This window comes from Formosa sp. Hel1_31_208 (assembly GCF_900104785.1).
Taxonomy (GTDB): domain Bacteria; phylum Bacteroidota; class Bacteroidia; order Flavobacteriales; family Flavobacteriaceae; genus Psychroserpens.
Map to the genome: position 1 here is coordinate 209,957 of NZ_LT629733.1, position 24,193 is coordinate 234,149.

Annotated in this window: 18 protein-coding genes and 1 pseudogene; all 19 read right to left on the minus strand. The window is 34.9% G+C overall.

Features of this window, described 5'->3' with window-relative positions; all coding sequences use genetic code 11:
* Positions 1–26: 26 nt before the first annotated feature.
* Positions 27–1,286 (minus strand): ABC transporter permease, encoded by a 1,260-nt coding sequence (locus BLT57_RS00920; protein WP_091421001.1) that lies wholly within the window; start codon positions 1,284–1,286, stop codon positions 27–29.
* Position 1,287: 1 nt separating this feature from the next.
* On the minus strand, positions 1,288–2,532 hold the full coding sequence (locus BLT57_RS00925) for an ABC transporter permease (RefSeq protein WP_091421004.1): 1,245 nt from the start codon (positions 2,530–2,532) through the stop codon (positions 1,288–1,290).
* Positions 2,525–3,226 (minus strand): ABC transporter ATP-binding protein, encoded by a 702-nt coding sequence (locus BLT57_RS00930; protein ID WP_091421008.1) that lies wholly within the window; start codon positions 3,224–3,226, stop codon positions 2,525–2,527. Before BLT57_RS00930 ends, BLT57_RS00925 begins: the two co-directional genes overlap by 8 nt.
* A 135-nt stretch (positions 3,227–3,361) precedes the next feature.
* Positions 3,362–3,589, minus strand: a complete 228-nt coding sequence (locus BLT57_RS00935; protein ID WP_091421011.1) for a hypothetical protein — start codon at positions 3,587–3,589, stop codon at positions 3,362–3,364.
* Between the two features lie 4 nt (positions 3,590–3,593).
* On the minus strand, positions 3,594–4,130 hold the full coding sequence (locus BLT57_RS00940) for a DUF420 domain-containing protein (protein ID WP_091421014.1): 537 nt from the start codon (positions 4,128–4,130) through the stop codon (positions 3,594–3,596).
* 6 nt (positions 4,131–4,136) lie between these two features.
* Positions 4,137–4,892, minus strand: a complete 756-nt coding sequence (locus BLT57_RS00945) for an SCO family protein (protein WP_091421017.1) — start codon at positions 4,890–4,892, stop codon at positions 4,137–4,139.
* Positions 4,893–4,904: 12 nt separating this feature from the next.
* Complete coding sequence (locus BLT57_RS00950) at positions 4,905–5,621, minus strand: hypothetical protein (RefSeq protein WP_091421020.1); 717 nt, start codon at positions 5,619–5,621, stop codon at positions 4,905–4,907.
* A gap of 158 nt (positions 5,622–5,779) precedes the next feature.
* Positions 5,780–6,220: a cytochrome C oxidase subunit IV family protein gene (locus BLT57_RS00955; RefSeq protein WP_091421024.1), complete on the minus strand. Its 441-nt coding sequence runs from the start codon at positions 6,218–6,220 to the stop codon at positions 5,780–5,782.
* A gap of 21 nt (positions 6,221–6,241) precedes the next feature.
* The gene (locus BLT57_RS00960; protein WP_091421028.1) at positions 6,242–7,219 is read right to left on the minus strand and encodes a cytochrome c oxidase subunit 3; all 978 of its coding nucleotides are present in this window, start codon (positions 7,217–7,219) and stop codon (positions 6,242–6,244) included.
* 137 nt (positions 7,220–7,356) lie between these two features.
* The gene (locus BLT57_RS00965; RefSeq protein WP_091421031.1) at positions 7,357–7,938 is read right to left on the minus strand and encodes a cytochrome c oxidase subunit 3; all 582 of its coding nucleotides are present in this window, start codon (positions 7,936–7,938) and stop codon (positions 7,357–7,359) included.
* Complete coding sequence (gene cyoE, locus BLT57_RS00970; RefSeq protein WP_091421035.1) at positions 7,939–8,832, minus strand: heme o synthase; 894 nt, start codon at positions 8,830–8,832, stop codon at positions 7,939–7,941.
* A gap of 137 nt (positions 8,833–8,969) precedes the next feature.
* Complete coding sequence (locus BLT57_RS00975; protein ID WP_091421038.1) at positions 8,970–11,081, minus strand: gliding motility protein RemB; 2,112 nt, start codon at positions 11,079–11,081, stop codon at positions 8,970–8,972.
* Positions 11,082–11,195: 114 nt separating this feature from the next.
* Positions 11,196–11,996, minus strand: coding sequence for an energy transducer TonB (locus BLT57_RS00980; protein ID WP_091421040.1), 801 nt, complete (start codon positions 11,994–11,996; stop codon positions 11,196–11,198).
* 117 nt (positions 11,997–12,113) lie between these two features.
* The gene (locus BLT57_RS00985; protein ID WP_091421043.1) at positions 12,114–12,839 is read right to left on the minus strand and encodes an energy transducer TonB; all 726 of its coding nucleotides are present in this window, start codon (positions 12,837–12,839) and stop codon (positions 12,114–12,116) included.
* Between the two features lie 60 nt (positions 12,840–12,899).
* Positions 12,900–13,289 (minus strand): VanZ family protein, encoded by a 390-nt coding sequence (locus BLT57_RS00990; protein WP_091421046.1) that lies wholly within the window; start codon positions 13,287–13,289, stop codon positions 12,900–12,902.
* On the minus strand, positions 13,261–13,641 hold the full coding sequence (gene gcvH, locus BLT57_RS00995) for a glycine cleavage system protein GcvH (RefSeq protein ID WP_091421049.1): 381 nt from the start codon (positions 13,639–13,641) through the stop codon (positions 13,261–13,263). Before gcvH ends, BLT57_RS00990 begins: the two co-directional genes overlap by 29 nt.
* Before the next feature lie 61 nt (positions 13,642–13,702).
* Positions 13,703–21,196: pseudogene (gene sprA / locus BLT57_RS01000) on the minus strand (cell surface protein SprA).
* A 3-nt stretch (positions 21,197–21,199) separates the two neighbouring features.
* On the minus strand, positions 21,200–21,781 hold the full coding sequence (gene ruvA, locus BLT57_RS01005; RefSeq protein WP_091421053.1) for a Holliday junction branch migration protein RuvA: 582 nt from the start codon (positions 21,779–21,781) through the stop codon (positions 21,200–21,202).
* A 57-nt stretch (positions 21,782–21,838) separates the two neighbouring features.
* Entirely contained in the window at positions 21,839–24,142 is a 2,304-nt protein-coding gene (locus BLT57_RS01010) for an NADP-dependent malic enzyme (protein WP_091421056.1), read from the minus strand.
* Positions 24,143–24,193: the final 51 nt, after the last annotated feature.

Below are 24,193 nucleotides of genomic sequence, written 5' to 3' on the forward strand. Positions count from 1 at the left end.
ATACTTGTCTTTAGTATTATTTATTATTATTCAATTCTTAAAGCGTCTACAGGTTTCATTTTAGTTGCACTATTAGCAGGAATTAAACCCGCCAATACGCCAGAAACAACTAATATTGTAAGTGCAGTAAACACTACTGGCATACCTACACTTGGATTTGCAAAATTTTCAATTGGACCACTCGTGGTTAACACATAATTCATTATCCAAATCACACCACCTGCAAAAGCAACACCTACCATTCCAGATAAGATGGTTAAGATTAAACTTTCTTGAAGGATTTGAGCTTTTATACTCCATGGTGTTGCGCCTAAAGCTCGTCGCACACCTATTTCTTTAGTCCGCTCTTTCACCACAATAAGCATAATATTACTTATTCCAATTATACCGGACATTAAAATAAGTGTCCCAACAAAATACCCTACAACAGTTAGAATGCTGAATAACCCATTTACTTTCGCAAATTGTTCTGATATATCTCTATGACCAAAAGCGCGCTCATCATTAGGGTGTACTGTATGTCTTGTTTTTAAAAAACTAAAAACCCTGTCTTTTATATTGGTAATATTATAATTGTCATGAGCTGTAATGGCCATCCAACTTACACGATCGCCATAGTTAAAAGCTTGACTAAAGGTTGTAAACGGAATGTAGATAGTATTCGCTTCTTCCTCTTTATCTCCTTGGCTATTTGGATTTTTAAAAGTTCCTACAACCATAAAGTTGACACCATTAATTTTGATATAAGACCCAATGACATCCTCTTCTTTATCATAAAGTGATCTCACTACATCAACACCAATAACACATGTTTTTCGTTTCGCATTGATATCCGAATAACTAACAAATCGTCCTTGAAGGATATCCATTGGAAGTTGATTAATGAATTCCGGATAATCACCATAAATTTGAAAGGCGCCTATTTTGGTCCCTCTGGTCACATTATTTCCACCTCTATAACCACCAAGAGAATTCCTTGGAGACACATATTTAAGTTCTGGAAATTCAGCTTTTATGGCATCAACATCTTCCAGTTTATAGTTAAATCTTCTTCCTTTAGGTAGACCTTTGTAAGGAATCGACGTGCGTTGTACCCATGTGAACATCGAATTCGTTGCAAAATCGCTAAAACCAGCTTCAACACCATTTTTCAATCCATTAGTCAAGGCAAGTAATAATACGAGAATAGTTATCCCCCAAAACACACCAAATGCTGTTAGAAATGTTCTAAATTTATTGGCTGTCAAGGCCTCTAATATTTCAATCCAACGATCTTTATTAAACATGTTATTCGTCTCTAAGTGCTACTATAGGTTTAATTTTAGCAGCGCGATAGGCAGGAATAAAACCTGCGACTGCGCCTGCTCCAACTAATATGAAAACCGTTATTAATGCCGTATTAAAATCTACTTGTGGGTATTTGATATAATCATTTTCAATGGTTGGCCCAACGATTTCTAACAAGCCTAAACCTATTATTAAACCAAAAAGACCTGAGAACATGGTTACAAATATGGCTTCTTGAAGAATCATTCCAATTATTGAAAATGGTTCAGCACCTAAGGCCTTTCTAATTCCTATCTCTTTAGTACGTTCTTTGACAATAATGATCATAATATTACCCACACCTACTACTCCTGCTATTATTGTACCTATTCCAACAAACCAGAATACAGCTTTTATAACATCGATTAAAGAATAAATTTTCTTAGCTTCTTCCAAGGTATTATCTACTCGAACTGCAGCCCTATCGTCGGGTGCAATAATATATTTTTGTTTGATATCTCCTTCTATTCCTGCCACTAAAGCGTTCGACAATTGCAAAGCATCATCTAAATCATCAGACATGGCTACAGTAAACGTCATATCTCTAATGCGGTCACCGCCATTAAATGCAATTTGAGCAGAAGAAATAGGGATGTAAACATTCCCTTCTTCACGTTCACCACCGGGATCTGTATATACTCCAATAACTTTGAAATTAATGCCAAATATAGAAATGAGTTCACCTATCGGACTCTTACCTTTGAATAATTCTATTTTCGCTTTATTACCTACAACAATGACTTTTCTTGATTCATCAAGATCTGCCTGATTAACAAAACGACCTTCGGTCATTTGGGCATTTTCTATAAATTGAAAATCCGGATAAACACCTCTAATGCTGTAATTACCTGATTCATTTTTGTAGTTTACCAGTCCGCCCCATATGGAATAACCTGCCGATTTGTATTCGAGATAGTCATTATAAGTGTTCGAGATGGTATAAAAATCTTCATTTTTAAGCTGTATGCGTCTATTTGGGTTTAAACCCTTATAACCTTTAGTAGTGCTTCGTGTTCTAATACTAATTCTATTGGTAGCATCACTCGAAAATTGTTCTGTCACTCCATTTTGAATCCCCGAACTAAACCCGAGGAGAACGACTAATATAAAAATACCAGAGGCCACAGAAACTCCCGTCAAGATAGTTCTTAACTTATTTTTCTTTAAGGTTTCAAATATTTCTTGCCAGCGCTCTATATTAAACATAGGTTTTTGCTCTAATCTGATTTACAGGGCTATCATCGATAATAATACCATCCTTAAGATTCACAATGCGCTTTGTCATCTGTGCAATGTCTGGTTCATGCGTTACAATAAGTATCGTTTTACCTTCATCATTTATACCTTGTATTAGATCCATTACCTCATGTGAGGTTACAGAATCCAGGGCACCCGTTGGCTCATCTGCTAATAATACTTTTGGGTCACTTGCTAATGCTCTAGCAATGGCAACACGCTGTTTTTGTCCGCCAGATAATTCACTTGGCAAGTGATGAGACCATTCTGCCAAACCTACTTTTTCAAGATAATGCTGTGCTTTTTCTATACGTTCTTTACGCTTTAGTCCTTGATAATAGAGCGGCATGGCTACATTATCTAATGCAGATTTATAATTAATTAAATTAAAGGATTGAAAAATAAAACCCAAAAATTTATTTCTATATCGCGCAGCTACCTTTTCATTTAGATTCTTAATTGGAACGCCGTCTAGAATATAACTTCCTTCATCTGCCTCATCTAACATCCCTAAGATATTCAGTAACGTAGATTTGCCAGATCCTGAAGATCCCATTATGGATACGAGTTCGCCTTCTTTGACATTAAAATTAATGCCCTTTAAAACGTGAAGCGAGTTGCTTCCCATATGATAAGATTTATGTAAATCTTTAATTTGAATCATAACATGGATGGTTAATTCACACAAAATTAACCAAATCTATAGGCGTATTATGCTAAGTATTTGTTAAGAATTACATTTTAGTCTAATATTTATAAGAGGTCTAAATATCAAACATGAGTCAAATGGATAAGGAATTTAGTGACTTTCCTTTTTTCTGCGGAAAAAATTCCAATATATAAGAAACCCGACACTCCCAACTAATAGATATGGAATCGCCATTAAATACATAATCCCATCATTCACTCCTTCGGCTGTTGTTTGCCCTTCTTCACTTTCTAAAACAGCTCTGCACATGGCACACTGTGCGTTTGTCTCTAAAAAAAAGACTAAGGATATTACTATGAAAACCACCTTACGTTTCATAAAGTTAGACGTAATAAGGTGATATCATCATATACACTATGACTCCTGTTACAGCAACATATAGCCATATAGGAAAGGTGATTTTAGCAATTTTTTTATGTCGTTCAAAATTATTGGTAATCGCTCTTACATAGGTAATGAGTACGAATGGAATGACGATAATAGATAGCAAGATATGGGTCAACAAAATAAAGTAATAGATATATTTAATTGCACCTTCGCCTCCAAACTTAGTTGATTCACTAGTCATATGATAGGCAACATACATGGCTAAAAATGCTACAGAAAGCATAATAGCAAATTTCATTAAGTTTTCATGTAGCTTCGTATTTTTATTCTTAATAGCCCACAATGCGATGAGTAATATAATCGCAGTGATAGCATTTATACTAGCATAGATAGGTGGTAAAAATGTTAAGGGTTCGACATTTGGGATTTTTACAGTAAATAATACCGCAACCACTAACGGAATTGTAACAGATAAAATGACAATCCATTTGTTATACTTTTTCTCTGCGGAAGGATTCTCGAGGTTACTCATTTTAAATTAATCTTCTTTTAATAGTTTGGCTATATCTTCTTTTAACATACTTATTTCTTCCATTTCACCATCTTCATCGGTTTGCTCCTCTTCGCTAATGATTCCCTTGTAGAATATTTTAGGGTTTCCAAAATCATCTTTTCGAGAACGCATAAATCCATTTTTATCGATAAGTGCAAAATTTCCAGAATGCTCAAAACCACCATCAACATCAGGATTTTCTCCAGCATATATATTAAATCCAACATTTGCTAAAGCATATATTGCGTCTTTATCTCCCGTCATTAAATGCCAATTAGGGTTCGTAATCTCATAATTGTCGGCATATGTTTTTAACACCTCAATAGTATCATACTCTGGATTGATTGTAAACGAAGCCACACCAAAGTCCTCGAAATCGGAAAAGGTATTTTGAATTTGAACCAAATTTCTATTCATTCTGGGGCAGATAGTTGGACAGGTCGTGAAAAAAAACTCAACCACATACACCTTTCCTTCGTAGTCTTTATTGGTAATGACCTTGCCATCTTGATTCATAAATGAAAAATAAGGCACTTTTTTGGGCTCACCATTTATCTCAAGAAACATGAGATCTGAGATCTGTTTTTCAGCCTCCTTTGAGACATCTTGACTTCTGCTTTCAGATCGGGTGATATCATCACCTTTTATTCGATTGATAATTCTTGGAATAAAAATGATTCCGAAGACTAAAAGAATAAAAGCAATTCCAATATAAGAGTAATTCGTTTTTTTTGTGCTCATAAAAACGGTCGTTTAGTTATCTTCAGTATTTAAGTCTTGTGCTCGTCTTGACGAAGAATCAAATTTTCCTTTACGTTTTTGACGGTACTCTGTGAATAGAATCCGGAGATCGTCACTCATTTTGTTTTTCATTTCATCTACCTCGATACAATCATATGAATATAAAGGATATATAACTGAATTATTTTCCAATTCAGTTTTATTTCTATCATCTAATCTGCCACGTTGTTTTAGATCTTTATCTACAATAAAGATGTGATCTGTGGATAAATTATCATCTAAAGGTTCTTCTGTTTTTAAACTCTGAAACAAGCTTTGAATATCATTTGGCTCGCCATACACATAATGCCAAAAGCGCATATCCTCATAATTATTGATTTCTTTCTGAAGCAAATCAGCTTTGGCTTGGTTTCCTTTTGGTAACACAATTACAATTTGAAATTTTTTAAAACCTTTAAACTTATCATACACTAATTCTTTCAAATTTGAAGCTGCGATAACATTGTCTATGGGTTCATTTCCAAAAAACCCCAGAACCGTAATATGATCTTCAAGTTTAATTTTTGAATCTGTGTTCGATGAGAAAAATTGTAATTCTGAAACCTTTTCATCAACAATTTCCAAAGGATTGTAATTATGTGTTGAAGGATATAACATCAACAAAAATGCTACTGGTAAAAAGAACAAGATACCTAGTACTAGATTTCGCTTCAGGTTATTTTTTTTCATCGCTTCAATTTTATAATTTATCTGTAATTTTATGAATATGCTTTAATCTTAAGAAGCTTCATAAACAAGATATTTCAACGTTTTATCTTAATTACAAAAATAAAAAAGACGGTTTACAAAAACCGTCTTTTCTGATACTTTATATTAATAATAACATATTAAAAATCTCTTTTAATAAAGCCTGAGGAATAAACACTTTCAATATAACCGCCTTCCTGCAATAGAATAAAAACAAGATAACAAATTAAGAAAACACCTGTCCAAACCACCATACGTCTTAAGGACTTCGTTTCATCTCTCATGTGCATGAAATCCCAAGTAATATAATATGCCTTAACAATCGTTAAGATGATAAAGATTAGGTTCAGGGTTTTCATGTATATAATAGGAGAAAATATAATATTTCCTAAGGTCGCGATAAATCCACCTTCAAAAGGAGACATGAGTGGAGACATTAACCCATGAGGTTTATAGATACCAAGTACTACTTCTATTCCAGTAACAAAAGTTAAGAAAACTAGTACACCCCAAATCTTTTGAGTATTGGACTTAAACTTCCAAAGACCTCTAAATATTTCTAATTTATGCTCGTGTGCCATTTTTATTCTATTATAAATATATTAAACTAGGTAGAAGAAAGTAAATACAAATACCCAAACTAAATCGACAAAATGCCAATATAATCCTACTTTTTCAACCATCTCATAGCTTCCTCTTCGTTCATATGTTCCAAGGATGACATTAAAGAAAATAATGATATTAATGACAACACCAGAGAATACATGAAAACCATGGAAGCCTGTGATAAAGAAAAAGAAATCTGCAAATAATGAAGTTCCATACTCGTTTACTTGAAGATTAGCACCTTCAACGACAATTTTGCCATTATTTTTTAATTGCTTTAATGATTCTTCTCTTGAAAGTACTGTTTTCTCACCTTCTTCATTAATATTTTGTGTTCTCACTAGGACGTTTGGATTAGCCACCAATCCGTTGTAAACTTCATCAACTGAATATGTTGGCAATATGCCTTCCTCAACAAACCAAAGTCCGTTATTACGTTCATGTTGCACACGTTCTCCATGTGCATCAACTGCAATATCTCCAACGGCTACCCTTTGACCATCTGTGTCTACTAACTGAAGAATGTTTCCTCCGTTAGTTTGTACTGCTCCATAATCACCTTTAATAAATGTTCCCCATTCCCAGGCTTGAGAACCAACGAAAATCAAACCTCCAATTACCGTCAAAAACATGTAAAGCGTTACTTTCGCCTTGTTCATATGATGACCAGCATCAACAGCTAACACCATAGTTACAGAGGACATAATTAGAATAAACGTCATGAACGCCACATAAATCATAGGATAATTCCCATGAAAAAATGGAACGTGCGTAAACACCTCATCTGCTATTGGCCAAGAGCCTATAAACTTAAATCTTGAAAATCCGTAAGCTGCTAAAAATCCTGAGAAGGTTAAGGCATCTGAAACGATAAAAAACCACATCATCATTTTACCATAACTAGCTTTCAAAGGTTGGTTGCCACCTCCCCAAGTTTTGCCTTCAGTTCCAGTATTCGCTACTGTAGTATCCATATAAAGCATTTAGTTGTTAAAAGTTGCACAAAAATAATCATTTTATCTATCTAAAAAAACATCCGTTTCCAAAAATTAAAAATTAAGACTTTAGTAGTTAAAATAGTCTCTATTAACTACTAAAAATAATCTCTCAATTACACTAAATATGACAAAAACAAAAACAGGAATATCCACAGTATATCAATAAAATGCCAGAAGGTAGCCGACAGTTGCATCCCTAAAAATTGTGTTGATGTATATTTTTGTTTAAAATGATTATAAATTACCACCAATAATGAGATAAGTCCTGCTGCAACATGCAAGATATGCACAAAGGCAATTACATAAATAAAACTCATTGTCACATTTGAAGATTCTCCAGTGAAATAATACCCCGAATCGACAATCTGATTAAACCCTTCAAATTGGCTAAATATAAATGCAAGACCCAGGATAAAAGTGGCTATTAACATTACTGTTGTTAACGCTCTGTTATTTGTTTTTATAGCTCTTTTGGCAAGTATAAAAGTAACACTACTTATCACAATGAGGATACAGCTTATTAGAAAAGCTTGTGGCATTTCAAAATCATTTAACCAGTCTTCTCGTTTTCTACTTACTAAAACAGCACTTGTTAAGCCTGCAAACGACATAATTAACGACATAATACCAAACCACAGCATCATGCGCTTTGCTCTGTCATTCTTCTCTTGAATTGTTCCTTCTGTTAAATCCATTTATCTTATAAATTTATCGACAACATATACAATTTGTAATAGTGTAATGTATGATACACTAGACAGCATCAATTGTTTTGCTGCCTTTGCCGTTCGTTTTTTAAATAGTTCAAATGCATAATACAACATCACCAAACCTAATACGAATACAATCACCGCTGCTACCATGGATAATTTCAAATCTCCTGTTACTCCAAAAACAGGAACTATAGAAATGAGTATCGTCCATATGGTATACATAATAGTTTGGACTGCCGTCCCTTTATCACGTTTTCTCGTAGGTAACATATAAAACCCACCTTTTTCATAATCTTCAAATAGAAACCAACCAATTGCCCAAAAATGAGGGAATTGCCAAAAAAACTGTAAGGCAAATAAAGTTCCTGGTTCAATACCAAAATCATTTCTAGCAGCTACCCAACCTAGCATAAAGGGTATTGCTCCCGGAATAGCTCCAACAAAAACGGCTAACGGTGTTTTTGTTTTTAAAGGTGTATACACACAGGTATATAAAAAGATGGAAATAGCACCATACATAGCCGTACGCTCATTAATGATGTAAAGTACCGTAATCCCTAAAATTGTAAATATGGTTGCGATAATAAATGCCGATTGCTTGCTCATACGTCCAGCAGGCACAGGCCTGTTTTTAGTACGATCCATTAAAGCATCTAAATCTTTTTCAATAATTTGATTATAAGCGTTCGAAGCTCCAACCATAAAATAACCACCAAATGCCAGTAAAACTAAAGTGTAGACATCAACTTCTATGGCACCCAACAAGTAGCCTGCAAGCGCTGAAAACACCACACTTATAGAAAGTCTCATTTTAGTGATTTCCTTAAAATCGGAAATTATTGAAGCTTTGGGGACAGATGTTTTCACAGTACTCAATACACGTCTTTTTATTGCGTCTGCAAAGATACTCTGAAAAAAGCTTTTGGGCAATTCTATTAAGAAATAAATAGGAACCAACTACTTTTATAATCAAGACAGTCAACCTTTATTTATCTTCATCGAAGATTTTTAAATTAAAAATCGTTGTACCAATTAAATAAATCTGTTCGGACACCAATATTAAACCATGCTGTATTGGTGTTTAATGCGGCAGCTGTATTTGCCTGTGGATCGTAATTCCTAAAAGTGACATTGGTGAACAATCTTAAATTAGTCACTGGATTAAGGATATATCCCGCTTGTAAATCGGCCTGAAACACATTAGTTGCATTTCCTTGACCAACTGTAATTCCTGTTTCAGCATTACGATCAACTTCACTTCGATATATATTACTGCCATAGTTTGCAAAATCATTACCCGTGTTAAAATCGAACCCTCGTTTTCCTAAAATCAACTTCGCATCTGTGAACCATCGTTTGTAATTATAGTGACCTATAAGAATAGCCTCGCTAAAATTAGCTCCCCAAAGATGTGCCATGGGTTGATTATTATGCGCATAATTAAGGACTATAGAATTATGAGAATAAGTATATGGGCGGACCCGGTTGTATTCAAACTGGAGTAATAAATTATCAACCTTAAACGCATCAAAATACTTCACTCCTAATTGGTATCCGAACTTATTCTTCCAACTTTTCTTTCCTCCTGTGATATCATTTAAAGAAAACTCATCTAGAATAAATTGTCCATAGACATTCACTTTGTTATTCCATTTGTATTTAGCCGTTGCTCCTAAGATTGCATTACCTGCGTCTTGACCAGTAGAAAACTCTATTGCACGATAAAAAATTACTGGATTTAAATAGTTAATATCAAAACCTCTATTATTGTCATTTGTCCAAAGTACCGATTCAAACAATCCAATGTTTAAGCGTTTAGAAACGTTCCAACTCAAATAATGATTAGCCATATATTTAGTTAAAAAAGCTCCATCTTCTGTAACTTCAGGTCTTACATCTCGAAGCCACATCCAAGTATTGGTATATTTTATTTTCCAAAATTTTGTATTTAGTTTTAAAAATGGGTAGGGACTAGCAACATCGCTTTGCAATAATGAACGATACCCATCACCGATAAAGTTTTTACCGTGACCGAACTGAATATTTATAAATTTGGCAGGTGAATAAGACAAATACCCTTCAGCTACTGGATAATCATATCCGTCATTTTTAAAACGTTTAGATAAGCCACGACCTGGAACAATAGGTTCTCCTCCTGAGGCTGCAAGAGCGTCTGCATAAGCGTTAAAGTATTGTGCAAATCGTCCTTGACTCTCATAGATGGATGCTGAAAATGTAAACTTTTTGCCTAGACCTCCTTGTATAAAAATTCCTCTGGTATTGTTATATGTTGTGCTAAAATCTGCTTCAGTATCGGTTCCTAGCTGTAAATCAAAAACAGGATCTGCGATAAACCAATAATCTTTGCCTTGTAAAGTCACCAAATGTTCATTCCATAATTTTCTACTCCACCAACTATCACTGCCTTTAATAAGTGCTTCTTTTTCAGCTTTAAAATCATAATACGGAGACACATCATCATACATAAATGGTTTAGCTGCGGTATGACTATTCGTACCCAATCCATTCATGTCTTGATCAAATCTCGCATAATAATTGTGCGTAAAGGGGATATTTAACTGACTGCTATATTCTAACTTCTGATAAGGTATGATGCTATCGCTAACATTGATGTATTCTTTACTAACATCCTCATTTAGACTACTTCCTTTTGTAATTTTTAATGACGTGTCTTCAACTTGTTTTGATTGAATTTCTGCAGGATTAACCAATGGTATATTGATTCCTAATGAATACTGAAAAAAGGTAGGTTTACCATTATAGGTTCCTGGAGTAACTTTAGGTAAATCTTGGAATACACGCCTAGCTTCATCTTTTAGTTCATCATAAACTGCATCGATATAAAGGATTGTGATTTGCCCTTCTTTATCGACTTCAAAAAGCAATTTAATTTCACCCTTGTAACTATCATCATTTACAACCTGAGGCACTTTAAATGACTTAAATATTTCGGTATTGATTTTATTATTAAAACATGCTTTGAGCTCATTAATTGGCTGTGCTTCACAACCAGGATATACTGGTGATTTTTCAAAATTTGAAGGCTCTTGAGCCCTGCAAATACCTACAAACATTAAAACAAAAAGCAATAAGATTTTCTTCATAAAACAAACGCATCATTAGTTGACGAAAGATAGCTTTTTTTTTCAAAATGAAAATCATAAAAAAAGACGGTTTAAATTAAAATTTAAACCGTCTTTTTTTACTGGGTAATTATGTTAATTCGCATTAAAAACTATAGGTAAATTATATATAACAGATACTGGTTTTTTACTTTGGTAACCAGGTTGCATTTGAGGAATCTTATTCGTCACTCGATTTGCCTCTTTTTCAAGACCTGGATGTGGAGCTCTTGTTAGTATATCTGTAACGTTTCCATTTTGATCTATCTTAAATTGAACTGTTATGCGCTGCTTGCCAGACAAACCGTATTTGGATGCTATGTCGGTATCAAATTTTCGCTGTACAAGTCTCCCAATCTTTTCATTCATACATTTAATTCGATCTTTATTAGTGGTCATTTTTTCACAACCTGGATATACTGGGACAATTTCAACATTTGTAAGATCAAAGGGTTTATTACTGTTAACAGGATCTGCTGGTTTTTCAATTTTTCCTAAAGCATTTGGATCTATTGGCTCTTTCGTTGGTTCTGGGGTTAGATCAATAACCACTGGATCTATTGGGTCCGTGTTTTCTATAATAGCAAACTTTGGAGTTATGACCTTTTTAACCTGTTTTTTCACAGGTTTTGATTTGGGCATGTCCGGCTCAGGAATATAATTTTTAGGGTCGTAAGTATAATCATCAGAGTCTAAAGGCTCAAGGTATGCTGAATCCATACTTTTGGTTTCGAATTTCATTTCGAATAGACCATAGGTTGCCAACAAACACATAATGAGTCCGATTTGAAAATACAACGTCGTGTTTTTTTGTAAATTTGCATCGTGCTTGTGTGATTTTGGCACTAATTTATTGCTCTGATCAGCAATATTGTGCGATTTTGTAAAATCTTTCATAATACTTAAATTTAAAATGTTAATATTATGAAAAAATCGCAATAAGCATACCAAAGTAAAAATCCCATCTAATTAATTTAGATGGGATTTTGAATTATACTAATAATAACTGTTTTTCTAGTCTTGCACTTGGAATAAAATTGGCAGTGAATAAGGTACTGTAACAGCCTTTCCTCTCTGCTTTCCTGGTTTCATTTTTGGAAGTAAGTTAATTACTCGCTTCGCTTCTTTTTCTAAACCTGGATGCGGTGCTCTTGCTTGAACCCCTACAATGTTTCCTGTTTTATCTATTTTGAAAATCACGTTAATACGTTGTCTTCCTGATAGCCCTAGGTCGCCTGCTAAATCTGTATTAAACTTTTTATTTACAAACTTGCTGATTTTATCAGACATACATTGCTTTTTCGCATTATTGCCTTTTTCTTTTTCACAACCTGGAAAGATTGGTACGTTTTCAATGACAGAAAATGGAACTTCTATATCTTCTTCAACCTCTTCAACTTCGATTTCTTCAACCTCAACAATTTCTTCTTCTTGATCTGTTTCTGTTGATTCAATTACCGTTTCTTCAATTTCTTTTTCATCTTCAACAATTTCAATTTCTTCAGGTACCACTGGAGGCGGAGGTGGCGGTGGAGGTGGAATTAATTCTTGTTGTGTAATTGGAATTTCTTCTTCATCTAAATCATCTAAATCTAATTTTCCAATATCAATATTTGACTTCTCATATGACTTATAATTTATTGTCATATAAGTCAAAGCCATCATTAATGCAAGACCTACGGCAAAATAGAGGGAACTATTTCTGCTAACATCTGCCTTTGTACTTTTTTTAGGTTCCATGTGCTTCAAATTTTTTAAGGAATGCTAATTTAACTAATAATTTACTAAAAACGCAAGCTATTAATTTAAATTTAACTTTCGATTTGTTCTTATGTGTAAGACTATAGATGCACAGCTAACTCCTAAGGCGTTGGCAAGTGCATCATAAACATCAAACGTTCGGTAAGATGTCAAGACAGTTTGTAAAACTTCAAGAATGATGCCATAACAAATTACAGCCAATGCTGAAAGCAGAATAACCCGCTTTATTTGGATTACTTTAAAGTAATTATAAACCAGTATTGTAAATAAAAAGTAAGCAAAAAAATGGTAAATTTTATCATCAAAAGAGAATCCCAGACTAGGTATACCACCCAAATGCATCAAACTCCCCATGGTCAATCCAATTACATAGAGAACCATAAGAGCTAGAGCCCATTTTTTAAGCGCCAACCACAGCTTTGTAATCATCAGCAGATAACAAATTATCTATCTCTGAATCATCAGAAATTTTGATTTTAATCATCCAACCGTCACCATAAGGATCTGTATTTACCTTTTCTGGTTCGTCTTCAAGATTTTCATTGAACTCAACAATTTCGCCAGATAAAGGCAGAAATAAATCTGAAACTGTTTTCACTGCTTCTACAGTCCCAAACACTTCTTCAATATCTAAGGTCTCATCGAGTGTTTCTACTTCAACATAAACGATATCTCCGAGTTCACCTTGTGCAAAATCTGTTATGCCAACCGTGGCAATATCACCTTCAATTTTGACCCACTCGTGATCTTTGGTGTATTTTAAATCTGATGGTATATTCATCTTGTAAATAAATAATTAATGTATGGCTACAAAAGTAATTTTTTTAGACTGTATTTACTACTTAATTTCCAAAATTGTATCGCAATGTAAATCCTGATCTAATTGTAGTTTGTGGAAATGCAGTTGATATTTCAAATTCGGAAAACGTGTAGTCAAAATAGAATATGGCTGTTAAGGCCTTAGTAAAGGCGTAATCTGCAGTATACTTGAGCCCCCAAACAGTTTGACCTTGAGTAATTTGATTATTATCGATATCAAGATATCGAATAATGGTTTTATTATTTCTAACCGAAATATCGGCTTTCATATTTAAATCACTTTTAATCACTTGCCTTGGTCCAGCTAATTTGGATCTAATGCGAAGATCTTTTATTCGGTAACCTAGTCCTAGAATGTATTCATTACCTTGTATTTCAGTAAGTAAATTGTTATCAAAACTCAATGATAAAATTCTGTCCTTTCGCATTTCAGCAAGAATTTTAATTGAATTTTTCATTTCAAAGTCTAATCTAAATAATGGACTAAACTGCTCTTCTAAGTTAATGTTACTAAATACTGTTCGGTTCTTAAAGTTTCCTGATTGGTCTAAAACATCTGGATCCTGATCTTCATAAGCCACTCCAGGTTGCAGTAATTGCGGATTTAAATCCAAGTTAGTTCTAAATTGATTAATTGTATAACTAGAACGATATCCATGTGTGATTGAGAAACGTTTAAAATTCTTTTTAAACCATTTCATTTTCATGAATCCAGTATATTTTAACTGCCAATTAGGGATTGGAATATCTCTAAAGGCGGACAAACTAATCTTGTCTGGACTCGTCCCTTTGTAAGCGGCTAAAAACGACGGTAATAATACGGCTTGACTATTTTTTCCAAATCCTAAGGGGTATCCCTCACCATCTACCGCGAAGTTATCATTGCCATAAAAATTTCTCGCCAAACGTCTCGCCACAACTAATCGATTTGATCTAAAGTCTTCAAAAGGCGCAGACTGGGTTTCATCACTTGCACTAAATGCTGTTTTAATTAATGCAGTTGAAATATTAAAGTTTCCGAAGGCATTTGTAATAAGTGGATTATAATCTAGCACACCATCAGATCCTGGGTTGCCGTTAGCGTCAATAAAATCTTCAACCCTAAAGTTTTGTGTTGTGTTTTCAGAGTACACTCGACCTCCTGTTAAATCAATATTCAAATCTTTTATTAATTCTATATCTGCTGAAATGTCTAAAACTCTATTGGTAGTCTCACTGTATTGTTGATTGAAGTTAGGGAATACGGTCAACCAACCATTCTCTGCTGCCAATTGTCTGATATCTCTTTGACTTCCAAATGTATAACCGAGAGTTGGCTTAAGGGTTCCAATAAATCCAGGTGTACGTAAATAACCCGGTAAGAAGGAACCATTATTTTCAGTGTAGTTAATTTGTACCCGCTTCACTGCTGTGATTAAATCTATAGCTCCGTTTAAGATGGTAGAACCTGCACCTTTTTTACTTTCAGCTGGATTGGTCTTAGTTGGAGCATTAGGTTTACCGTCTTTACCGAGCGCTCCAGGTGTAGCCCTCTGACTTACTTTTGATCTTGTCTTCTTTTTAGTTAAACCAACATATTTGTATAAAGTCTCAAGGTTAAATGTTGAATTAATATTATGTGTGTTTGCATTTTGAATGCTGTTCCCCAAATTATAATTTGAGAAGGATCCATCATCGTTTTCAATACTTAAATTCTGATTTAAATCAGACCCTTTTGTCCATTGAAAATCTCCAGTATAAGAATACGTAGCGCGCATAAAACTCAAGGTTGGAATTTTATACAATGGAATCTCATAATTTAACTGCAATTGCTGACTTTGAATATTAGGGTCTCCCAAATCAAAGAATCCATCCCACACGTCCAAATTTGGATCTTGTCTGCCATTGAGTTGATCATCAATAAAGTAATTTCTAACAATATTGGTATTCGCAGCCGTAAAATTCATACTCAAGGCCTTGGTCAAGTTGTAATTGATGACGTATTGCGTATTGAAATTATAATTTCTTCTGAATAACTCTTCCAATCCAATATTATCGCCTGCCAGATCTACTTCTCTAAACTTCTGTTTATTAAACTGACGAATGATATCTGTATTTACAGAAAAGCTTGTTGGAACAGGATTAAAGTTAAAGTCTTTTAGTATTTTCCAATACTTCCCTCTAAATAATGAATCATTTTTCTTAAATGGTTCTATAGGAGTAGAATTGAAGCTATAGTTATAATTCACTCCTGCTCTTACATTTTGATTTAAAGACCGTTCAATCTCAAAGTCACGTCGTTCTTCTTTGTTATAACTATAGTTAAATGTCAAATTCTCAACATCATAAAATCTAGGTGTCTTATCTGTAGTCCTATTTTTTCTAACACCAATAAAATTGATACTCTTACGTTTGGTATAGTTTTCATTGACCTTTAAAATAGAATCTTGATTGGTTGTATTATCTAATTGTGTCTGTAATTTTATATCTCTATAGAATTCATCATATTCAGGAGTGATGATTTGCTCACCTACTGCATAATTAAAAGGCAGTTGAATTCCCCACTTTTTAGGTAAAAGTTGACCTAAGTTCAGGTTAGTTACTACGTCGTATTGTTCTACATCTTCACGACTACGTTCGTTTGGACGTTGTTCTACTGAACCAAACCCAATGGTGCTTTTTCTTCCTGTTGCACTAACATTAGCAAAATCTGCAAAATTAGCATCCATTGCTGCTACTGCAGCCCAACCACCTTCATTATCTAAATCAGCGAGTCGTAATTCATTAAACCATATTTCACCACAAGCATTCATTCCATTATTACCTGGATTCTTAACTCCAACCATCAACACTCTCACTTCACCAAAATTAGGATTACCAATAATAGCTACTCTTTGTTGTCCTAAGGTATATGCATCAAATTCTCCTACCTCTGTCAATTCACCATCACTAAGATCGTAGAATGTTGGGTCTAAATTTGCCAGAGTTCCATTAGCAATTCCTAATGATTTGACTTGTTCTAAAATATCTAAATCAATATTGATCTCATTGGCTTCTGGCCATACTGCTTCTGCAGATGCGAAACCTGTTGACACTTGTAATGGTACTTCAATCTGATAATAATTCTGAGTAAAATCATTACCCATTCTTATAAATCCGACCAACTCACCATCATTTAATGTTCCTGTTTCTCCTTCTTCAGCGTGAATAAACATACGTAGTTTGTTATACTGACGCATGTCTACATTTATATTTTTAAATACTCCTCTAGAATCTTCAGGTTCTAACTCACAAACCTCCACTTGCAGTGATTGTTCATTTTGTCTTATGATATTGTTATTATTATTTAATTGTTCTAAGACAACTCCTGGAGGCAAGACATAATTACCATCATTTTCCTGAAGCCCTACAACTCCAACACTAAATTCTGTATTATCACTGTCATTATTTGGCTCATCATCTAAGGTTAAACGATAACGTCTCCAATCACTTCTTACTAAATCTAAAGTTGCAAATCGCAATACCGTTGTTTCTGTAAAATCCTCTAAGAACAAACGAGCAAAACGCACCGATCTAATATCGGAGATCCCGCCAATAGCTGTTCTACTCGGGCCTTCTCCTATTGGAATTCTAAACTGATACCACGTCACAGTCTCCGTTTCTCCATTTGGCAAAGTTACTTGACGTTCTTTAATATCATTTATTTGTGGGTTACTATCATTTAAAGCACTTGGTGTGACATCTATTTCATATTGAAAATAGCTGTCAATTGTATTCATAGTGTTATCTCTATTAATATCTTCCACATCTGGTTGCGGCGTAGATCCACGATTAGTATCTGTGAACACATCTGGAGAGTTGCCCTCTAGACCATTATATTTTTTGTAGCGTTCAAAAATATCTCCTTCCGTATTCAAATAATAGGTGTAATTATCCTTTGCTGGATCTGTCAAACCTTGGTAAGCGCTATAAAATGGCGCAAGTACTGGGTTGTCAGTAGGTGTTTCCTCTAAGTCATCATAACCATCGTATCCTACATCTTGATTAGCACGTTCTGCGCCACCTGTAGAAAAGGTATATATTAATGATTGATTACTAGGAACTACAGTACCGTAAGATGTTGGTGTAAAGCCACTAACATCACCATTTTCTGGCAGACCATTTTCGTATTGCTTTTTACCATCCTTAATTATATCCTCTGAAATATTTCCTAGGTTGACAAATAATTTTCCTCCTTGGTTAGATGAATCGTCATCGTCTAAAAATGGATCTTGTATCCAAAATTCAATATATTCTACATTGGCTTGTTCAAAATCTGTAGACGTGATTTGTCTGGTGATCCCTGCCCAACTATTTTGTGGATTGGTCAAAGTTTCTGTACCAATATTAATACCTGTAGTTTGGAAGTTATATGGACCTCTTTCCGTTGGGTAATATACAAGATCTAGCGTATTAATCACCGTTGGCTGTCCTTGAGCAATATCTTGTTGAGGGAATACTTCATCAATAAATACACGTCGTGTATATAAATTTGAAACATCATCATCACTGATGTCATTAGGGCGTTGATTACTATAAAATATAGGATCAATTGTATACCAGTTCATAAGTGCACGATCAAATCCATTTTGTATGCCTGGGTTGTTTACTGGATCATTTTCTGAAACACCATTAATGGTTCTCGGTCTACTGGATAAAAACCAGGCTTGCGGTGATAATAAATCAATGGCGCCTTGTGTGCCTTCAAAATCATCTACATATGCGGTTGCTTCATTGTTGAAATCTGTTCCTTTTGGAGCACCTGGAGCTAAATAAGCAAATTCTCCTCTCACCGATAAGTTAGATGGTGCATCGGTATCAATATTTGGCAATTTATTCACCAATCTTGTAAAGAATGGAACTTCAGTTGAATAGTTACCATTAAATCCAAAAATAGTGTTATTGATTGGTTCTGAATTGAAATTGGCCTTTTGTGTAATTGGTCGCTCGTTTAAGTTTAACAAAGTAGCTCCTAAAACAAAATTCTCATTGAATTGGTGTTCAATATTAATTCCTGTAAAGCGACGCGTCTGCTGACCAAAAACAGCATTATTCTCTACGGAAACATTAATAGGAATGTTTGAAGATTTTAAAGCTTCATCAATAATAAACACTCGTCCTATTTGATAATTCACGGTGTAGTCTTGACCTTCAACAAGGGTTCGCCCTCCTGCTGTCACAATCACAGATCCTCTTGGTACGTTGAAAGCTCCCAAAGGGATACCGTCACCTCCAGAAGATTTATAGCGACCTTTAATCTGGAATTTATTCTTTTCAGCTTCGTCTAAAGCAGCTGTTTTCGTTTGTTTATACAGGATATCAAAAACGTACTTTTCTTGATTCAGGTTAGTATAGGTTTCTAATTCGTAGTCTGCGTCATTATTGTTCGGATTTCCATCATCATCCAAAATATCAAAGAGGTAGCGTCCAAATGGCTCCACCTTTGTAAAGATGATTTTTCCATTCTCAGCCAATATGGTTTTTCCTTGCACGAAATCAAAGAATCCATCTCCACCTGCTTGTGGATCATTATTAAAATTAAGTCGATCTAAATGAAACAGTCGAATAAGCGGTGTATCAATGATCTCTCCATCATCGGTGGTATCAAAAGGCGAGTTATTATTAAATACTGGAAAAGAGGTTCCTTCGACAGGTGCAATATAATTTAAAGGCGATGCCTCAGTATAAAATATATTAAGTCTGAAATCATCTTGATCCAACTGAAAAGCGCCAGTATCGTAGATATTTTTCATCATTAAATCCCATATTGGCTGATTAACATCGGTGATAGGACTCTTCAACATTTTAACAATCAAACTCTGCGTAGAGCCCTCAGCAATAACAAAACTGTCATTGATACCATCAGCATTTACATCAGGACCGTTATCAATAATTCCATTGCCATCTACATCGGAATCGGTTTGGTCGTTGATGCCATCGCCATCAGTATCTGTACCATTATCGTTTACACCATCATTATTGACATCAACATCTGCAACGTTTGGAATACCGTCATTATCGTCGTCATTATTTGTTGCTGTAGAATTCACACCATCATTAGCAAATTCACCAACTTGATATACTTCTCCACCTACGGTATATTGGAACGCAACTGCAACAATTTCATCATTGAGTAGCCGTTGATTTAAGGATATATAACCTAATTGTGTGTTTAATGCATAATCTCTTCCTTCCTGCAGTTTTCTGGCATTTTCTAATTTTCCGAAATCAAACCCTTCATTTGAAGGTGTCAAAATACCTTGCTCTGCAGTTGTAATATCTCTAACAGATGGCGATAAAAATGATCCAGCACCTCCAATATTTGTTGGGTCAAAGGCATTATTTCCATTATCAGGAAATTGAGAGCCTGAAGGGTTTACAAATCCTCCTGGTGGAACACCTCCATTTAAACCAATAGTTTCAAATTCTCCTAAATCTTGTAATGCCACTATATTTCTAACATTATCTGTTTGGTTACTTCTATTAGTTACCCAAACTTCAACTCTCGTAATCTGAATATTGTTATTTATAAACGGATAACGAAGCATAGCTTCATCATAAGTATTTCGGAAATATTGTGCTAAAAAGTAGTGTCTGTTTTCATCATAATCTCTAGCAAAGAACTCAAACTCTTCAAGTGTTCCACCTCCTTGTGCGGTGACAGATTGTGATTGTGATTGTTGTTCAGAAAAAATAGCGGTTACTCTGGTCTTCCCAAATTGAAGTTCGGTTTTTACTCCAAATAAACTTTGAGCTCCGGTAATCAACGAACTATTCAATGGCATATTTACGTTACCAACTTCTATTTTCCTAACAATATCATCTTCGGTAGGCGTGTATTCTAATTTAACTAAGTTTTGAAAATCAAAAGTTGATTCTGTATCATAATTTGCAGTCACTTGGAGACGCGTTCCAACTTTCCCCAGTAAACTCAAACTGATACGTTGATCAAAATCGAAGGTGAAATTGCTACGGTTTCTTGGTGAGAATGTTGGATTATCTTGCTTGGTGAATAAGATTCCCAAATCCATTTCTACCGAGCCTTGCGGTATCACTTCAATCGTGTTTCCTCCAAATAAGGTTTCAAAAAATCCCGAATCAATATAAAACTCAGGTAACAAATTCTTTTGTTCATCTTCAGCACCATCTTTTTTTCCTTCAGCAGCATCAATCTTTTGCTTATAATACATCCGTTGCTGCTCCATCAACACTAATTTTTGATATTCGGCAGGGGTTAAAATAATTGGATAGTTTATATTAAATCTTCCTACCGTTTCGGTATAAATATAACGATTGGTTACTGGATCATAGGTTTATTTAGATACAATACTTTGTGGATTTGGAATTGATATTCTACCTAAAGAAAAGCCCGTTTTAGTTGTATCTTGAGTTGTAGTTGGTGTTGTCTGTGAATGACCAAATTCACTAACCAATAGCAAGGTAAGTGTAAAAAAAAGGCGATATAATGATTTTAATAAAGTTGAGTTAGTTGTGATCAAATTTTATAAATTTTTTAAAGCTTCTTTGATAATTGTTTCTACTGTCGCGTCCGGTTGTTGAGACACAATTTTATCCACAATACGTTCAGACTGCTTTTTGGCAAATCCTAAAACTTCTAAAGCAGATAACGCTTCATCTTTGTTTGTATTGTTTTTATTAACAGAAACTTCGTCAATATCATATACTTTAAGAACTTTGTCTTTTAAATCTAAAATAACACGAGCTGCAGTTTTTGCTCCAATCCCCTTTATTGATTGAATCAAAGGCACATCTCCATGGGCAATTCCTTCTTTTACCTGCTGAGGGGACAATGAAGACAACATTGTTCGTGCTGTATTTGCTCCAATACCACTGACCGAAATTAAAAGTCGAAATATTTCACGCTCTGCCATGGATGAAAACCCGTACAAGGTATGCGAATCCTCTCTAACAATTAAGTGCGAATATAATTTCAGCGCTTCACCATCTGGTATTTGTGAATACGTGTGTAACGAGATATTCAAAAGGTAGCCTACACCATTACAATCTATAACAACATCTGTCGCATTCTTTTCTACTAATCTTCCTTGAATATGCGTAATCATTTACTCACTTGGGTTAAAAACTCAAATGTAATAAAATTATTTACATTTCAAAGGCGATTACGATGCTAAACCGCTACGTTTATTTGCTTCCTTTTTTTCCTTTTGTTGTGCGTCTATAACAGCTATGGCAGCCATATTTACGATTTCATCAACACTAGCGTCTAACTGAAGGATATGTACAGGTTTTCTCATCCCCATCATTATCGGCCCAATAGAGTCGCTCTTATTAAGTTCTTTAAGTAGCTTATATGTGATATTAGCAGATTCTAAATTCGGAAATATTAAGGTGTTTACTTTTCGTCCTGCTAATTTTGAAAATGGAAACATATCCTGCAGCATTTCCTTGTTTAGTGCAAAATCAGATTGCAATTCACCATCAACAATAAGATCTGGATGTCTTTTATGCAGGTAACTTACTGCTTCCCTTACTTTAGTCGCTGTTTGATCTTTAGAGGAACCAAAATTTGAATACGAAATCATGGCCATAACAGGTTCCATACCAAACATTTTTACAATACTTGCTGTCATTTGGGCAATTCTTGTTAAATCGTTTGCAGAAGGATTAATGTTTATCGCAGTATCACTCAAGAATAATGGTCCGCGTCGCGTCATCATAATATTTGTTGCTGCTACTCTTGTCGCTCCTGGAGCCAAACCAATTAGTTCCATCATTGGCTTAACTACCGATGGGTAGCTTCTAGAATACCCAGAAATCATTGCATCTGCATCACCTTCGTTCACCATCATTGCGGCAAAATAATTACGCTCACGCATGATTTTCTCAGCAGAATACAAAGTAACTCCATTGCGCTTTCGCTGTTGCCAATATACTTTCGCATATTTGTTTTTACGTTCGGTTTCATGATCGCTCTTAGGATCTATAATCTCTAAATCGGCTTCAAATTCAATCTCTTCCATTAAAGACAGAATGATATCGCGACGACCAAGTAAAATAGGTGTAGCAATGCCTTCATCAAAAACAATCTGAGCTGCTTTTAAAACATCTAATTGATCTGCCTCAGCAAAAACAACGCGTTTCGGATTTAACTTAGCCCTATTCATTATAAGTCTAACAATTTTATTGTCTGACCCTAATCGCTCCAACAATTCTTCTTTGTATTTCTCCCAATCTTCAATTGGTTCTTGAGCGACACCACTTTCCATAGCGGCTTTAGCTACTGCAGGTGGCACTTCAGCAATAAGTCTTGGATCGAATGGTTTTGGAATGATATAATCACGTCCAAAAGTTAATCGGGTTTCTCCATAGGCAATATTGACTTGCTCAGGCACAGGTTCTTTAGCTAAATTTGCTAAAGCATAAACCGCCGCCATTTTCATCGCTTCATTGATTTTTGTCGCTCTTACATCTAAAGCGCCTCTAAATATAAATGGAAATCCAAGAACGTTATTGACTTGATTAGGATGGTCACTTCGACCTGTTGCCATGATAATATCGTCACGCGTATCAACCGCTAACTGATATTTAATTTCAGGATTAGGATTCGCCATGGCAAATACCACGGGGTTTTTAGCCATTGCTATGAGCGTCTCAGGCTCTACAATATCTGCCATAGATAAACCAATAAACACATCGGCATCTTTCATGGCTTCGTATAATGTGTCAATTTTTCTATGTGTTGCAAATTCTGCCTTTTCCTCTGTTAAATTGTCTCGATCATCTCTAATAACTCCCTTACTATCTAGCATCACCATATTCTCTCGCTTTGCGCCACAAGCTTGGTACAATCTTGAACAAGATATCGCTGCAGCTCCTGCACCACTAATCACGATATTAACATCTTCTATTTTCTTTTCAGTAAGTTCCAGAGCATTTAACAGCGCCGCAGCCGATATGATTGCGGTACCATGTTGATCATCATGCATTACTGGAATATCTAATTCTTCTTTGAGGCGACGTTCAATTTCAAAAGCTTCGGGTGCTTTTATATCTTCTAAATTAATACCTCCAAACGTAGGCGCAATCATTTTGACTGTTTGAATAAACTCATCTACATTTTCAGTATCTACCTCAATGTCGAACACATCAATATCCGCAAAGATTTTAAAGAGTAAGCCTTTCCCTTCCATGACAGGTTTAGAGGCTTCAGGTCCAATATTACCAAGACCTAAAACTGCTGTTCCGTTTGAAATCACAGCCACTAAATTACCTTTAGCTGTATACTTATAGACATTATTTTTGTCTTTTTCAATCTCTAAACAAGGCTCTGCAACACCTGGTGAATATGCCAAAGATAAATCTCTTTGGGTCGCATATTTTTTTGTTGGAATGACTTCAATCTTTCCTGGTTTTGGTTTAGCGTGATATATTAAGGCCTCTCTTCGCTTACTTTGCTTGCTCATATACGATGTGTAAATTATTTAATTTGTATTATACCTGACGACAAATCGAAT

Bases quoted from the DNA above. Each gene is read 5' to 3' on its own strand.
- BLT57_RS00920 (WP_091421001.1), bottom strand. From the start codon at position 1,286: ATGTTTAATAAAGATCGTTGGATTGAAATATTAGAGGCCTTGACAGCC.
- BLT57_RS00925 (WP_091421004.1), bottom strand. From the start codon at position 2,532: ATGTTTAATATAGAGCGCTGGCAAGAAATATTTGAAACCTTAAAGAAA.
- BLT57_RS00930 (WP_091421008.1), bottom strand. From the start codon at position 3,226: ATGATTCAAATTAAAGATTTACATAAATCTTATCATATGGGAAGCAAC.
- BLT57_RS00935 (WP_091421011.1), bottom strand. From the start codon at position 3,589: ATGAAACGTAAGGTGGTTTTCATAGTAATATCCTTAGTCTTTTTTTTA.
- BLT57_RS00940 (WP_091421014.1), bottom strand. From the start codon at position 4,130: ATGAGTAACCTCGAGAATCCTTCCGCAGAGAAAAAGTATAACAAATGG.
- BLT57_RS00945 (WP_091421017.1), bottom strand. From the start codon at position 4,892: ATGAGCACAAAAAAAACGAATTACTCTTATATTGGAATTGCTTTTATT.
- BLT57_RS00950 (WP_091421020.1), bottom strand. From the start codon at position 5,621: ATGAAAAAAAATAACCTGAAGCGAAATCTAGTACTAGGTATCTTGTTC.
- BLT57_RS00955 (WP_091421024.1), bottom strand. From the start codon at position 6,220: ATGGCACACGAGCATAAATTAGAAATATTTAGAGGTCTTTGGAAGTTT.
- BLT57_RS00960 (WP_091421028.1), bottom strand. From the start codon at position 7,219: ATGGATACTACAGTAGCGAATACTGGAACTGAAGGCAAAACTTGGGGA.
- BLT57_RS00965 (WP_091421031.1), bottom strand. From the start codon at position 7,938: ATGGATTTAACAGAAGGAACAATTCAAGAGAAGAATGACAGAGCAAAG.
- BLT57_RS00975 (WP_091421038.1), bottom strand. From the start codon at position 11,081: ATGAAGAAAATCTTATTGCTTTTTGTTTTAATGTTTGTAGGTATTTGC.
- BLT57_RS00980 (WP_091421040.1), bottom strand. From the start codon at position 11,996: ATGAAAGATTTTACAAAATCGCACAATATTGCTGATCAGAGCAATAAA.
- BLT57_RS00985 (WP_091421043.1), bottom strand. From the start codon at position 12,839: ATGGAACCTAAAAAAAGTACAAAGGCAGATGTTAGCAGAAATAGTTCC.
- BLT57_RS00990 (WP_091421046.1), bottom strand. From the start codon at position 13,289: ATGATTACAAAGCTGTGGTTGGCGCTTAAAAAATGGGCTCTAGCTCTT.
- gcvH (WP_091421049.1), bottom strand. From the start codon at position 13,641: ATGAATATACCATCAGATTTAAAATACACCAAAGATCACGAGTGGGTC.
- ruvA (WP_091421053.1), bottom strand. From the start codon at position 21,781: ATGATTACGCATATTCAAGGAAGATTAGTAGAAAAGAATGCGACAGAT.
- BLT57_RS01010 (WP_091421056.1), bottom strand. From the start codon at position 24,142: ATGAGCAAGCAAAGTAAGCGAAGAGAGGCCTTAATATATCACGCTAAA.